The organism is Thalassotalea hakodatensis, from assembly GCF_030295995.1.
Classification (GTDB): Bacteria; Pseudomonadota; Gammaproteobacteria; order Enterobacterales; family Alteromonadaceae; genus Thalassotalea_C; species Thalassotalea_C hakodatensis.
On the sequence record NZ_AP027365.1, the window covers coordinates 579,430 to 593,964 of the forward strand.

Consider the following 14,535-nt stretch of genomic DNA (forward strand, 5'->3'; position numbering starts at 1 on the left):
ATCGCAACCTGCGGTCGTGAATAAATTATATAATTAAAAAGCCCAAAGAGTATTTTATGAAACTTACACACCTTACCTCAGCAAGTCTATTATCACTTGCGATGTTGACAGCATGCGGTCAACAAGAGGCAAAACAAGAAACAACTGTTTCGGTACAACCTGAACAAGTCGATGCAGAACGTATTAAAGCCCACGTTGAATTTTTAGCTGATGATACGCTGCTAGGGCGTGATACTGGTAGCACTGGTTATCAAATTGCGGCAAATTACGTTATCTCAAATTTCAAGCAAATAGGGTTACAACCACAAGGTGATCACGATACGTTTGAACAACAAGTAACGTTTCGTAAAACGTTTCTAGAAGAAGGCTCTGCAACCTTAGCCGTTGAAACTGCATCAGGTACGAAAGAGTTAGTGTTTAAGGATGAGTTCCTAGCTTCTGGTTCTTCAATTGAAAAAGAATCATTTGTGCAAGCTGACACTGTGTTTGTCGGCTACGGTATTATCGCATCTGACTTTGGCTACAATGATTATGAAAACATTGATGTTGAAGGGAAAGTGGTTGTTGCCTTAACCGGTCGCCCGAATGATTTACCGTCAGAAGAAGGTGCTCATATTGGTTCAGGACGTGAAAAAATTCGTCACGCAGCTGAACGTGGCGCAGTAGGGTTTATTACAGTACACACACCAAAACGTAATAAAGTCCGCGACTTTTCTGTTTCAGCAAAATATGCGAGTGCACCTCGATTAAGCTGGGTTGGTAAAGATGGTAAACCAAATGGCGTATATGAATCGATTAAAGGCGGCGCTTACATTAATCATGAAGCAGCAGCTGTATTGTTTGAAGGTGCTGCAGAATCACTAGAGTCGGTGTTTGAAAAAGATACCAATAATGAAGCTGTAAAAGGCTTTGCGTTAAACAGCAAGGTAACGATGGCGAAAAAATCTCGTCATGAAGAAATTACTAGTCCGAATGTTGTTGCGACTTTGGAAGGTAGCGATCCAAAATTAAAGAATGAGTATGTGGTTTTTTCTGCGCATTTAGATCATATCGGTGTGAGTAAACATCACGGTGATCATGAAGAAGGCGAAGAGGTTGATAGCATCAATAATGGTGCATTAGATAATGCGTCAGGTGTCTCTATTTTATTAGAGACGGCGCGTTTGTTAGCGTCACAACCAGCGCCCAAACGTTCAGTATTGTTTGTGGTAGTAACTGGTGAAGAAAAAGGCTTATTAGGTTCTTCTTATTTTGCCAATAACCCTACCGTTCCAGGTACGCAAATGGTGGCGAATGTAAACTTAGATATGCCATTAATTTTATACCCTTTTGCTGATGTGATTGCCTTTGGTTCAACCCACTCTAGTTTAGGGCCAATTGTTGAGTCAGCGGCTGGTAAAGTTGATGTTAGCTTAAGCCCGGATCCAATGCCAGAACAAGCGTTATTTACACGCAGCGACCATTACAGTTTTGTAAAAGCAGGCATTCCATCGGTGTTCTTGATGACAGGCTTTAAATCAAAAGATCCAAATATTGATGGTGGCAAAATGTTTAAAGATTTCTTAAAAAACCATTATCACCAACACAGTGATCAAATTGATTTACCGATTCGTTGGGATGCTGCGGCTGATTTTGCCGAAGTAAACATGATGATTGGTTTAGAAATTGCCAATGGTGATAAACGTCCAGCATGGAACCAAGGTAATTTCTTCGGTAAAACATTTGCACAATAATTAGTACAAATTATAAGGTGCTAAAAACGTGGCTATTGCCACGTTTTTTATTTTCAACCCTTAAATAAACGCGTTACACTCATATGTGACAATAATAAATAAAGGCTGTGTATGAACGCTCATGATTATGCAATACAAGCGAACGGTTCGTTCGCTTTACCTGACGCATGTTTCAAGGTTAAAGCATTAATGGAAGATGAATCTTCATGTATTGAAGACTTTGCCAATGTGATCAGTGTTGATCCGTCGATGACTTCAAGGTTATTGCAAATAGCGAACAGCGCAATTTACAGCTTTCCAGGTGAAGTTAGCACTATTTCAAGAGCTATTACGATAATAGGCACACAAGCTATTTATAACATGATGCTCGTTGATGTTGCCGCCTCTGCATTTAAGCACTTTTCAAACCAAGCGATAGATTTAAAACGCTTTTGGCGCATGAGTGTTTTTTGTGGATTAGCGACAAAAAATTTATCGATTAAAGCGGGAATTCGCGATATAGAACGTTTATTTGTCGCAGGCTTATTGCAAAACTTTGGTGAATTAATTGTTGCGAAAGTATCACCGGAACTTGCTAAAACGTGTGAAAGTTATGATGCTGAACACTTACCGTGGATGGTTCAACAACAAACTTTGGGGTTTACCTATACTGAAATATCTGCAGAGTTATTAAAGATTTGGCAAATACCGGAAAAGATTATTCTACCTATTCGACACTACAATGAAGCACAAGATATTCAAATTAATAAAGATGTTAAAGTGCTTTATTTAGCAACACGCTTGGCACTTGTTGATGCTCATCCTGACCGCTTTAGTTATGATGACACGATTGATGAATCACTATGCCAAAGCTTGGGCATTTCAACCGACGATTTAAACTTAGCTGCTGACTTTGCCAGCCAAGAAGCGGAACATATATTATCGATTATGGATGCTAAACACTTTACTCGATAACTTACTGTTAAATAATGTTTTATTTTGATTTGTATGATTAAGTGCACTGTTTATTATACATTTGCAGGTAAATGATCGACGAGTAAGACAAGACATTCTCTTAAAAGCTTGATAGCATCTGGCAACTAAAATTTGTCAGCGCGAGTCTAGCACGGCGCTACAGCCAAATTTAGCAACTTTAATCCTGTGATTACGTGCCTAAAAAAATATTATAATGAAGGACATTTATGACCGCATCTAGAGAACACTTTAGCTCACGACTCGGTTTTATCTTAGCCGCTGCTGGTTCAGCAGTGGGTATTGGTAACTTAGTTGGTTTTCCGGTAAATGCCGCCAAAAATGGTGGTGGCGCTTTTTTATTAATGTATGCCTTATTCGTCTTTTTTATTTGCTTGCCTGTGATGATCGCAGAAATGGCGGTAGGAAGAAAAACGCAAAAAGAACCGGTAGGTGCTTATAAAGACTTAAGCGGTGGTAGCAAGTTTTGGGGAGCTGCCGGCTTTCTAGGCGTGTTAACGCCATTTATGATAGCCGTGTTCTATATGGTGCTAACGGTTTGGCTATTTGGCTATATTGCGTTAACGGTTTCAGGGCAACTTGATTTTCTAGCCAGTAGCGAAGGGTTTGGTATATTCATCAATAGTCCTTATTTATTTGTTGCTATGGCAGTTGTTGCTGGCATTATTAATTACATATTGGTTGCTGGAGTTAAAGACGGTATAGAGCGAGCTGCAAAAGTACTGATGCCTGCATTACTGGTGATGTTAATCATCATGGTGGTGTTTGTGTTATCACTAGATAATGCGTTTGCAGGGGTCAAGTTTTTTATTATTCCTGACTTTTCAAAAATTACCCCTTCAGTCATTAACGGCGCGCTTTCGCAATCGTTTTTCTCATTATCGTTAGGTATGGGTATTTTAATTACCTACGGTTCATACATTAACCGAAAAACCGATATCACAAACTCAGCTAAATTAGTGGCGATAACGGATACTGGGGTAGCCTTTACGGCTGGCTTAATGATACTACCAGCGGTGTTTTCATTTAATCCAGAGGTTAACCCTCAAGAGTTAAGCGATAGCTCTGTATCGCTAATTTTTACTTTCTTACCTAAAATATTTTTAGCGTTACAAACCTCTATTGGTTACCTTGGTGCGAGTGTTGTTGCTACGTTCTTTTTTACACTGGTATTTTTTGCCGCGATTACTTCTTTAGTTTCGATACTAGAAGTACCTGTATCATATTTGGTGACAGAAAAATGTCATAGCCGTAAAAAAGCCTTAACCGTTTTATTAATGACTGCTGGCGTACTCGCTGTGTTTGCTACGTTATCATTTGGTATGGTTGCATTCTTCACTGAATTTACTTCGTACGCGGGCGGTAACAGATCGTTCTTTGATGTGGTGTACGACATTTTCTACGATACGATATTGCCGCTGAATGGTTTCTTATTGTGTGTGTTTGTTAGTTACCGTTGGAAGAAACAACAACTAACAAAAGAACTCTCAGTGGGTAATGACAACTATGCAGGCTCGTGGGTAGAAAAATACGTTAACTTTTCGTTAGGTACTTTTGTGCCAGTTATTGTGTTTTTCATCTTTATCAATACGGTGATCACAAAGTTTTGGGGAATTAACCTGTTTGGTGTGTGATCGTATTTGAACGTCTAATAGAAAAGGCTGTATCAATTTGATACGGCCTTTGTTTTTTAAGGAAGTTACTTTGTTTTTAACCGAAGTTGAGCAAAATATCACTGCTGCTGATTTTAGCCAGTGCCAACGTTTATTTCATGGTCGAGGACATGCTTTTGAAAATTTTGAGCATGTGAACGTTGATTGGTTAGCGCCTGTTGTGTTGATCACTTTGTATCAAACTGTTGATGATGTGTGGTTACACGAAACGGCAGATATGTTATTAAACCGTGTGCCTTTATGCCGTTCCGTGCAAGTACAAAGGCGCTACCTTGCTAAAGCACCCACTGAAGTTTTGTTAGGTGAAACAATTTCTGAAACTGAGGTTACCGAACATGGTTTGCACTATCACATTCAATTAGGTAAATCGCAAAATATTGGCTTGTTTCTAGATATGGCTAATGGTCGTCAATGGGTACAAGCTCACGCTGAGGGCAAAAAAGTACTTAATTTGTTTGCATATACTTGTGCTTTTTCCGTTGCAGCAGTAGCAGGTGGCGCGAGCAAAGTGGTAAACATTGATATGGCGAAAGGAGCATTGGCTAAAGGGCGTGATAATCATCGGCTTAATCAGCATGATTTATCAAAGGTGATTTTTGAAGGTGTTGATATTTTTAAATCATACAATCGATTAAAAAAATATGGACCTTATCAACTCATGATTTGCGATCCACCCTCCTTTCAAAAAGGCAGTGTAAATATCGCGCGTGATTATAAAAAAATTCTGTCACGTATTCCGCAGCTACTCAGCCCTGATGCAGAATTATTGCTATGTTTAAATTCGCCAGATCTTGATGAACAGTTTTTACTTGAAGAAATGAAAAGAGAGTGCCCCGATTGTCAATTTATCGAAAAAATATTGAACCCAACAGTGTTCAAAGAAGCGACTGCTGGTAAGGGGTTAAAAGCACTCAAGTTTAAGTATTTACCGCTTTAATTAATAACAACGCGCGCGGCAAGTAAAATTAAAAAACTGCCGGTGATCCTATCAATGATATGGCTGTTATTTTTAAGTTTTTCGATAACAGGGCCTCTGGAAAATAAAAAAGCGACAAGGATATACCATAGGGCATCGATACAGCCTACTGTTGCTACCATGATAGCTTTTTCATTGAACGTTGCCTCTGGGCTTACAAACTGACTAAACAATGCGAGAAAAAAGATCGCAAGTTTAGGGTTTAAAAATGCAATTAAAAAGCCGTCTCGCCAACCATTTACTTTTTTGTCAGCGCTTTGACTTGTGTCGTTATTATCGCTGGCTTTTATAGGCTTACTCATCAAGGCTTTAATACCTAAGTAACATAAGAAAGCAGCACCAGCGTATTGTATTATCTGAAAGAGAATGGGTGATTGAACAATAAGTACTGCAATACCTAAAGTGGTAAGTGCGGCATATAACGCAACGCCTACACCGTGACTTATTGCGGTGGCATATCCTTGTATTGCATTACCGTGCAAGGTGTTTTTTACCACCACAGCCAAGCTAGGACCAGGCGATAATGCTCCCATAATGCAAATAGCAACTAATGATAGCCACAAATGTAATTCCATTGAAAAATCCTACTCTGCTGGGCGAATGCGTAAAAAGCTCGCAAATTTTGGCACACCTCGCTTGGTTTTACCAATATATTGATAGGTTATTGTACTGCCAATTGCTGGTGGTTGTTGTCGTTCTTTATCACTAAAACCAGAGCCAATCCGAAAGGTTAAGCCGTTGGGCATTTTTACCTGTAATGAACCTAGCATACCAGTATACTTACCTTTGCCAGCTATATGCGCGACTACTTGTGCTTCGGCATCCTGTTTTCGCTTTAATTTCATCAATGCCTGTGTTCTGCCTACTTGGTAATAGGTATCTTTATGATGCAGCATTAATCCTTCACCTTGGTTGTTAATCACAGTAGAAAGTTTGTTTTCTAATGCTGAAAAAGTGGCGACTTTTACTTGAGGGATCATTTGAAGGTAAGGTGAATTAGCCTGTTGAATAAGTGCTTCTAAGGCTGAAATTCGTGCGGTAAACGTGCCTGAGTGTTCAGGTAAATCGAAGATCATAAAAGTTAATTGACGCCAACACGAATAATGCTGAGTACCTTGTTTCGCGATACAATACATTGTCGCTTGAAACTCTCCATGGCTTAACCAAATCTCGCCATCTAATGGTGTGTTTGGCCATCGTTTAATAAACCATGAAGGTACATTAATGTGGTTTCCATTGCGTGTTTTTAATGACTTACCTGTCCATCTACCACGAACACCGTCTAGTTTTTCACTGACCCAATATTGGCTAATATCATCTGGTTTTTGGTAAGTAACGCTGTGTTGTAACCCATCGATTTCAGCGGCTTTTAATGTTATTAATCCTGACAATAATAACAATGCTAAGCAGGAAGTCATAAGATAATTGGCCATGTGGAACGTCCTTGTTCAGTAATGGGAGGATGAATAAAATTATTGGCAAGTATAGAAGCTAACGATAAAAATGCGAGCAAAGCCGTTTTTATGTACTAGACTCGTTGCTAAATAAATACGCAAAGGGAATTGCATATGAACAATATACGTATTGCGCTGGCATTAACGCTTTTGATGGTTAGCTATGGTTTACAGGCGAAGAAAAATTGCTCCTCATATGAAACTAAATTAAATAATATTCAGTCAAAACAGCGTCAAGGTTACAGTGCTTCGCAGGGCGTCAAGCTTGCTAAGCAGGAACGGGCTGCATATAGCAGATGGTGGGATTGCAAACGAGGCAAGTTAAAGAAAGCAACTAAGAAAGCAAAAGGCGATAAAAAAGGGCTGAAACGTCAGTTCAAACAAAAAAGCCTTATCACGTTAACTGCCGTCAAACCACTGACTAATAACGTTAGAATAAAAGCAAAATATCAAGGAGCTAAACAACAAGCCTGGCTTGATTTTTATCAACCGTTAGCGATATGTAAATCACCAAAGAAATTGTCTACCTTTGCAAAGTGTTTAAAGGATGAGCAACGTCAGCAGTTGCTTTTTGAGCAGCAATGATTGAATCGTTAATGATTGGTCAAATGAGTACAATAGTCGTGAACCTCGTGATAAAAAACAGAGGTTATTCTATTTTTTGCTTTTAATACAATGCCTTAGGTTTTGGTTTGAATTTTGCTATCAAAACAGGTCTCTATAATTTTTTATCGATGAGGTTTGCGTGAAAAGATTACAATCATCTTTGATGATCATTGGTGGATTTATATTTCTTCTTATTGGTCTTGTGTTTATTTTATTGCCGGGCCCAGCTGTCATTTTTATTCCACTTGGTTTAGCAATGTTAAGTACAAAATATGTGTGGGCACAGCAATGGTTGAAACGAAGTCAGCGTTGGCTTCGTAAACGAGCCGTTGAAATAGATCGTTGGTTACTAAAACGTAAGTATCGCGGTTAAATTAACGCAGCGATTTTCTGCGTTAATTTGGTGTATTAAGATTTGATATGCTGTTGCTTTTTGTCAATATATAACTGCACAATGTTATCAATCACGTCTTGTTCATAAGGGCGTAAACCGCTAAGAAGCATGTGTTTTTTGCCATGACCAATGATAGTGTCGCCATCGTATAAATTAAAAATTAAATCAGCAACACCACGCTTACCTTCTAATGAAAGCTTTGAGTCTGCTAAAGACAATTTTACGTTTTTAAACGACAATGAGTTTAGGTGTATTGTCATACTTTCATACATGACCATTGGACGAGTAGGATTGATCATCACTTGGTTTTGCTTCATTAACTCAACCAGAATGTGCGGAAAAGTATGCCCTGAAAATTCAACATAAGCTGAGGTTAAGGCTGCAATTGTTTTAGCATCTTTAGTGCATTCACCGCTGGCTTCAATGGTTAAATACTCTTTGCCATTATCATCAACGATTGCTGCTTTTTCATTGATGTCACTAGGAAAGGTTAGAGATATACCGTCTGAAACCATCCCTGAAAAGGTAAATTTCATTTCTTGAGATAAACCAGAAGTTTCTAAGTTTAAGGCAAATAATAGATCGCCAGGCACACAGAATCTTTTGGCTTCTATGTCATGCAAAGGATTAAAATCATCGGCAATATTTTTGGCAAAGTTGCTTGCCTGCTCTCGGCTAAAACTGATTTTGCCGTTATCAATATGGCAATAATTTTCTAAATACATAAGTTATTCTTCTGGTACTTCAAGTAAAAACCGACGCATTCTACCAGTAGTTTGCTAAAAAATCGAAAGATTAATAGCATCTACTAACTAAGCAGACCAGTAAAAACAAGGCTTTCAGCTTACACTTGTACCTCTTTTTCAAGTGTAAATTGTGCCACTAACTGCTCTTTTTGTTTTTTTGATAGTTTACGAAGGTAGTACTCCCGCTGACAAGCTTCCTTTCGATGTGCTGCAGGCTCTGCATAAGCTAAACTTACTGGGCGGCGTACACGTGTATATTTTGCGCCTTTCGCTGTTTGGTTATGTTCGTGTACTCGCCGTGCTAGATCAGTTGTGACTCCGGCATACAAGCTATTATCTGCGCAGCGTAAAAAATAAACGAACCATGTTGCTGAGGGCATAATCAATGAATCTTCGCTTGCTATTGCGTGGTTGTTTTACTTAACATGTCTGCAAAATAACATATTTTGAAGTTTGATATGCAAATACCCGCAGGCCCGTTAAAAAAAATGACGGCACAGCTCTCTGAACAAGGCAATGTTAACTATCAGTTACCCATTGGTGATAATGCCTTACCGTTAAATGATGTGATTGGTCATCATCTTACTCTTACTTTTCAGCAGCATATTAGTTGCCAACACTGTGGCCGAAAAACGAAAAAAAGCTACTCTCAAGGTTTTTGTTTTCCTTGTATGCAGAAATTAGCACAATGCGATATGTGTATTATGAAGCCAGAAACTTGTCATTTTCATTTAGGTACTTGCAGAGAGCCTGAATGGGGAGAAAGAAATTGTTTTATGCCTCATTATGTTTACTTAGCAAATACTTCTGGTGTTAAGGTGGGTATTACCCGTGAAACACAAATTCCGACACGTTGGATTGATCAAGGTGCGACGCAGGCACTGCCTATTTTTAAGGTCAGTTCTCGTCTTCAGTCAGGTTTAGTTGAGATAGCGCTAGCTCAGCATATCGCTGATAAAACAAATTGGCGAGCAATGCTCAAGGGCGAAACAAAGAATGTTGATTTACAACAGGTCGCGCAAGAGCTAAAACCGTTAATTCGGGATAAATTAGCCGAATTACAATTGAATTATGGGGAAGAAGCCATTGAAGAGTTGGAACATTCAGTGGTAGATTTATCATTTCCTGTCACACAATATCCAACTAAAGTGTCTTCTTTCAATTTTGATAAACATCAAGAAGTTAGTGGTATTTTACAAGGGATAAAAGGACAGTACCTTATCTTTGATACTGGGGTGATTAATATTCGTAAATTTACCTCGTACCATGTTGAAGCTAAAGTAGGATAATAATCTGCAGTAACGAAAAATCCGTCTATAATCAAAGAAAGTAACCATATATAACATCAACTGGAGTATGTGTTGTGAGTATAAAGTGTTCAACGTATATTTGGTCTAACCACGTAAGGTAGCAATATGGAAGCATTAGATTACGCTGAAAAAGCCAATGAAGTATTCGTTTTATCTGATTCATTTATCAGGATAAAACAACTTATTGATGATGAAGCCTCTACTATAGATGATATAGCGGATGTCATTTTATTGGATCCTGCTTTAGCAGGCACAATTTTAAAGTTAGCCAATAGTTCTTTTTTTAATTACCCCGGTAAAATTGATACAATTTCCAAAGCGGTTTTAGTGCTTGGTATTACCGAAGTGTATAATCTTGTCATTGCGTATTTTACCACTAAGGCATTTAAAGAGGTTAAAGCTGAACCTGAATTTCTAGAGGCGTTTTGGGAAAATAGCGTTGATTGCGCGTTAATTATTAAATACTTAGGCTTCCAATTAAAAGTGCCTAATGCTGAGCGGCTATTCATTTTAGGGCTAATGCATAATTTAGGTGAATTAGTGATGCAGCAATTTGCACCCGAACAGGTAAAAAAAGCAAGGCAGGTAGCCTCAAATGAACTACCGTGGCAAAAACAGCGTGATATATTTGGTTTTACCTTTGCAGACTGTACAGGCGAATTATTAAAATTATGGCAGCTTCCGTATAGCTTAATTGAGCCAATACGCTTTCAAGACGAGGAAAACTTCGAACATTGTACCATGGAAACTAAACTGCTGTTTATCGCTAAACGAATCATGTTGATGAACCATCAGTGCCAACAACATGAACAAACCATGATACTCACGGAAGAAAAAATGCAAGAGATGATGTTAAAAGCTGATAACGTAAACGCGGCGAATAACTTTTGCGATATGGAGAGATTAGCCATTCTCGCTATTTTAAAACCTAGCGCAGCCATGATTTATTAAATCATTTCTCGAGTACAGAACAACTTTCAAAGATGCCTTTCTAAAGCCTTCATAGGGTTGGTTTTAGATGGGTAATCAGTACGTTGACTGTTATCGTTTAATTATAAGTACAACGCGATAATTACCCCAAACTCTAACTATTATCAATTCAGTCTAAATTCTTAAAACACTTTACTTATCGTTATTTCTTTCATTTATTTGATGCACCAAAAGAAAACGTACGCTTTGTTTAGCGCACTAATGTAGTGCATCAAATGGTGGTTCTACCGTTTATTTTATTATAAGTTGTTGTAATTTAGTTGTTATTTTTATTGGCATAACGATTGAATATTCACTTACAAACAATAACTAGGGGTAGTCAATGAAATTAATAAGCGCAATAGTTAAACCCTTCAAGCTCGATGATGTTCGTGAGGCGATTTCTGAAATCGGCGTTGAAGGTTTAACCGTAAGTGAAGTAAAGGGTTTTGGTCGTCAAAAAGGTCATACAGAACTCTATCGTGGAGCAGAGTATCAGGTCGATTTTCTGCCAAAAGTAAAACTTGAAGTTGCGGTAAATGACGATCAAGTAGAACGCTTAGTGGAGGCGATTAGCAAATCAGCTTACACAGGTAAAATAGGTGACGGCAAGATATTTGTTTACAACCTTGAGCAAGCCGTGCGAATTCGTACGGGTGAAACTGATGTAGAAGCACTTTAGGGGTTAATGATGGAACAAAATATTTTTCACCTTCAATATGCCATGGACACATTCTATTTTCTCGTTTGTGGAGCTTTGGTTATGTGGATGGCTGCTGGTTTTACTATGCTGGAAGCTGGCCTGGTACGCGCTAAGAATACGACTGAAATTCTCACAAAAAATGTCGCTTTGTACTCTATTTCTTGCATTATGTACTTAGTCTGTGGCTATGAAATTATGTATGGTGGTGGCTTTTTATTATCGGGTATTGAAACCGTAGATGCTGATGCTGTATTAAAAGACTTTGCAGGCCGAGAAGATGGTTTTACTGGTGGTGCAATTTACTCTACTGCGTCTGACTTTTTCTTCCAAGTCGTGTTTGTTGCTACAGCAATGTCTATTGTATCAGGCGCTGTTGCTGAGCGTATGAAACTATGGTCTTTCTTGTTGTTTACTGTTGTGTTAACCGCGATAATTTATCCGATGGAAGGTAGCTGGACATGGGGTGGCAACGCTGTTTTTGGCCTATATAATTTAGGCGATTTAGGTTTTTCTGATTTTGCTGGTTCTGGCATTGTTCATATGGCGGGTGCTGCTGCTGCGTTAGCTGGTGTCTTATTACTTGGTGCGCGTAAAGGAAAATATGGTACTAATGGTCGAGTAAATGCAATACCGGGCGCTAACTTGCCATTGGCAACGTTAGGTACCTTTATTTTATGGATGGGGTGGTTTGGTTTTAACGGTGGTTCGGTGTTAAAACTTGGTGATATTGGTAATTCTCATTCAGTGGCGATGGTATTTCTAAATACCAATGCGGCGGCTGCTGGTGGTGCTATAGCTGCGCTAGTGTTAGCAAGAATCTTATTTAAGAAAGCTGATTTAACCATGGCGTTAAATGGTGCACTAGCTGGTTTGGTTGCTATTACTGCTGAGCCTTCTACCCCTACAGCGCTACAAGCAACATTGTTTGGCGTATTGGGCGGTCTTGTTGTTGTCTTATCGATTGTTAGTTTAGATAAATTAAAAATAGATGATCCAGTGGGGGCAATTTCAGTACATGGTGTTGTTGGTTTATTAGGTTTATTATTAGTGCCGATAACAAATGATGGCGCGAGTTTTTCTGGTCAATTAATCGGTGCTGCAACTATCTTTACTTGGGTATTTGCAACCAGTTTTATCGTATGGTTTGCATTAAAAGCGACTATCGGTATTCGTGTCACTGAAGAAGAAGAGTATGAAGGCGTTGATAAATCAGATTGTGGTTTAGAAGCATACCCTGAGTTTACCCGCGGTTAAGCGACTGTTTACATGAGTGAGAAGCCAACGCAGCGACGTTGGCTTTTTTATGTATAACTCTTACTGAAAAGCAGTTAAAATTGTGTACTATTAAGACATTAGCTTTTTTGAGAAATAACCAATGGCAAGAGAACAATTCGGTATATGTGCAGAGCCTAGCCTTCATGGCTATTATTTATTGTTTAATGTACTGGATGATAAAAATGAGCACATTAAGCAAGCGCTTGCTAGATTACCGGCACTCTTTGATAATTACGCAGATAGATTCTCAGAAGCGAATTTAACAGGAGTTATTGCTATTGGTGCGAATTATTGGGACGAATTATGGCCACAGGCAAGGCCGACTATGCTACGTTCATTTGAAGAGTTGAAGTGTGATGACCGTATTGCACCAGCGATAAATTATGACCTATATGTAGAATTACGCAGTGATCGTGCAGATGTAAATCATATTGTTGCTGAAAAGGTATGTTCATTACTTGCTGGTGGTGTTGAATTAGCAGAACAAGTAAGAGGTTTTCGTTTTCTGGATGGACGAGATCTTACTGGCTTTGTTGATGGTACTGAAAATCCCCAAGGAAGGTTTAGACGTGACGTTGCTTTGATTAAAAATGAACAAGACAGCGAGTTTGCAGCGGGTAGTTATTTACATATTCAACGTTATCGCCATAATTTAAATTTATGGAATACGCTCAAAGTGAAAGAACAAGAAGATGTTATTGCCCGCACTAAAATTGATAATGAAGAGTACACTACTGAAAATAAACTACCGACTTCTCATATAAAGCGCACTAATTTAAAAGACAGTGAAGGTAAAAGCTTAGAAATACTACGACAAAGCATGCCTTATGGAGATATGAAATTAAAAGGGTTAATGTTCGTATCTTATTGTCATACACCGGAGCATTTTGAATTAATGCTAAAAAGTATGATAGAAGGCGATGAACAAGGAAATTTTGATCATATGCTTAAATATACGCAGGCTGAAACAGGAGCATCGTTTTTTGCACCAAGTTTAAACTTTCTTGCAGGGCTTGCTAAAGAGGTATAACGAAATCACAATGACAGCCAATAGTTGACTGTCATTGTGTGATATATTAGCTACGTTTAGTTAACCTATAACCAACTAAAGCTAACAGTAATACTGCTATAGAACTTGGCTCAGGAATATCAACAGGTGGTTGAGTTTGATCCATGCTAGTGTTGATAGTTAGGGTCCAAGCTTGCGAAGGCCATACAATACCTGAGCTTAGTTGAAAGTCCCACATTGCCCCACTCGTTGTTTGACTAATTGGTCCCGTTTCTGGTCCCAAGCTATCGAAAAATGATGCAGTAATGTCTGCGCCAGAATTTATTTGATTGAAATTATCATCAAATAAATTTGCATCGTCATTAAATAATGCTGCAGTCATTGACTGACCAATATTAGCATCATCCCAGATACCAGCGAATGATAAAACTATACTATCAACGGTCATGCCATCTAACTGTGTGAACTTAACACGATCTGTATCACCCGTTGGTGTTTGTGTAATTGAACCGGTAATTGTGTTTACACCTGCAACAAGTGCTACGTTTGTACTTCCGATGGCGTCTAAATCACCATCGTTATTTTCACTGTAGATAAGAGTAGCATTAGCTGACACAGTGAAAAGCAACGCAGAAAGCAAAAGCGTTTTTATTAATTTTATCATGGAAGTTATAACCTCTGTAGTTAAGTTCTATGATATAAGCAATTATGTGTC

At 38.6% G+C, this 14,535-nt stretch carries 16 protein-coding genes; 11 read left to right on the forward strand and 5 right to left on the reverse strand.

Translation table 11 applies throughout. The features are described 5' to 3' along the window. Window positions 1-56 precede the first annotated feature (56 nt). The 4 genes from QUE72_RS02460 to QUE72_RS02475 all read left to right on the forward strand — a co-directional run bounded on the left by QUE72_RS02460 (window position 57) and on the right by QUE72_RS02475 (window position 5,315). Window positions 57-1,733 (forward strand): M28 family peptidase, encoded by a 1,677-nt coding sequence (locus QUE72_RS02460; RefSeq protein ID WP_286271304.1) that lies wholly within the window; start codon window positions 57-59, stop codon window positions 1,731-1,733. Between the two features lie 111 nt (window positions 1,734-1,844). Continuing rightward, the gene (locus QUE72_RS02465; RefSeq protein ID WP_286271306.1) at window positions 1,845-2,687 is read left to right on the forward strand and encodes an HDOD domain-containing protein; all 843 of its coding nucleotides are present in this window, start codon (window positions 1,845-1,847) and stop codon (window positions 2,685-2,687) included. 227 nt (window positions 2,688-2,914) lie between these two features. Beyond that, complete coding sequence (locus tag QUE72_RS02470) at window positions 2,915-4,339, forward strand: sodium-dependent transporter (RefSeq protein ID WP_286271308.1); 1,425 nt, start codon at window positions 2,915-2,917, stop codon at window positions 4,337-4,339. Between the two features lie 70 nt (window positions 4,340-4,409). Then, window positions 4,410-5,315, forward strand: a complete 906-nt coding sequence (locus tag QUE72_RS02475; protein ID WP_286271310.1) for a class I SAM-dependent methyltransferase — start codon at window positions 4,410-4,412, stop codon at window positions 5,313-5,315. Here QUE72_RS02475 and QUE72_RS02480 read toward each other — a convergent pair. After that, window positions 5,312-5,929, reverse strand: a complete 618-nt coding sequence (locus tag QUE72_RS02480) for a LysE family translocator (RefSeq protein ID WP_074498737.1) — start codon at window positions 5,927-5,929, stop codon at window positions 5,312-5,314. The genes QUE72_RS02475 and QUE72_RS02480 overlap by 4 nt on opposite strands. A 9-nt stretch (window positions 5,930-5,938) precedes the next feature. Further along, on the reverse strand, window positions 5,939-6,787 hold the full coding sequence (locus QUE72_RS02485; RefSeq protein WP_286271314.1) for a DNA ligase: 849 nt from the start codon (window positions 6,785-6,787) through the stop codon (window positions 5,939-5,941). Window positions 6,788-6,922: 135 nt separating this feature from the next. Between QUE72_RS02485 and QUE72_RS02490 the strand changes: the two genes are divergently transcribed. Beyond that, on the forward strand, window positions 6,923-7,393 hold the full coding sequence (locus QUE72_RS02490; protein ID WP_286271316.1) for a hypothetical protein: 471 nt from the start codon (window positions 6,923-6,925) through the stop codon (window positions 7,391-7,393). Window positions 7,394-7,553: 160 nt separating this feature from the next. Beyond that, a complete protein-coding gene (locus tag QUE72_RS02495; RefSeq protein ID WP_139302601.1) occupies window positions 7,554-7,787 on the forward strand; it encodes a PGPGW domain-containing protein in 234 nt (77 codons plus the stop codon). A gap of 35 nt (window positions 7,788-7,822) precedes the next feature. Here the strand turns inward: QUE72_RS02495 and QUE72_RS02500 are convergent, their stop codons facing one another. Beyond that, entirely contained in the window at window positions 7,823-8,533 is a 711-nt protein-coding gene (locus tag QUE72_RS02500; protein ID WP_074498734.1) for a DUF3581 family protein, read from the reverse strand. Between the two features lie 119 nt (window positions 8,534-8,652). Continuing rightward, a complete protein-coding gene (locus QUE72_RS02505; RefSeq protein ID WP_074498733.1) occupies window positions 8,653-8,934 on the reverse strand; it encodes a GIY-YIG nuclease family protein in 282 nt (93 codons plus the stop codon). A 78-nt stretch (window positions 8,935-9,012) separates the two neighbouring features. Between QUE72_RS02505 and QUE72_RS02510 the strand changes: the two genes are divergently transcribed. The 5 genes from QUE72_RS02510 to QUE72_RS02530 all read left to right on the forward strand — a co-directional run bounded on the left by QUE72_RS02510 (window position 9,013) and on the right by QUE72_RS02530 (window position 13,841). Then, window positions 9,013-9,843 (forward strand): DUF2797 domain-containing protein, encoded by an 831-nt coding sequence (locus QUE72_RS02510; protein WP_286271319.1) that lies wholly within the window; start codon window positions 9,013-9,015, stop codon window positions 9,841-9,843. 126 nt (window positions 9,844-9,969) lie between these two features. Beyond that, window positions 9,970-10,815: an HDOD domain-containing protein gene (locus QUE72_RS02515; protein ID WP_286271320.1), complete on the forward strand. Its 846-nt coding sequence runs from the start codon at window positions 9,970-9,972 to the stop codon at window positions 10,813-10,815. 361 nt (window positions 10,816-11,176) lie between these two features. Next, the gene (gene glnK, locus QUE72_RS02520) at window positions 11,177-11,515 is read left to right on the forward strand and encodes a P-II family nitrogen regulator (protein WP_074498730.1); all 339 of its coding nucleotides are present in this window, start codon (window positions 11,177-11,179) and stop codon (window positions 11,513-11,515) included. A 9-nt stretch (window positions 11,516-11,524) separates the two neighbouring features. Beyond that, a complete protein-coding gene (locus QUE72_RS02525) occupies window positions 11,525-12,790 on the forward strand; it encodes an ammonium transporter (RefSeq protein WP_286272939.1) in 1,266 nt (421 codons plus the stop codon). 121 nt (window positions 12,791-12,911) lie between these two features. Then, window positions 12,912-13,841 (forward strand): Dyp-type peroxidase, encoded by a 930-nt coding sequence (locus QUE72_RS02530; RefSeq protein WP_286271322.1) that lies wholly within the window; start codon window positions 12,912-12,914, stop codon window positions 13,839-13,841. A gap of 46 nt (window positions 13,842-13,887) precedes the next feature. Here QUE72_RS02530 and QUE72_RS02535 read toward each other — a convergent pair whose 3' ends face one another. Continuing rightward, the gene (locus QUE72_RS02535; protein WP_286271324.1) at window positions 13,888-14,484 is read right to left on the reverse strand and encodes a PEP-CTERM sorting domain-containing protein; all 597 of its coding nucleotides are present in this window, start codon (window positions 14,482-14,484) and stop codon (window positions 13,888-13,890) included. Window positions 14,485-14,535: the final 51 nt, after the last annotated feature.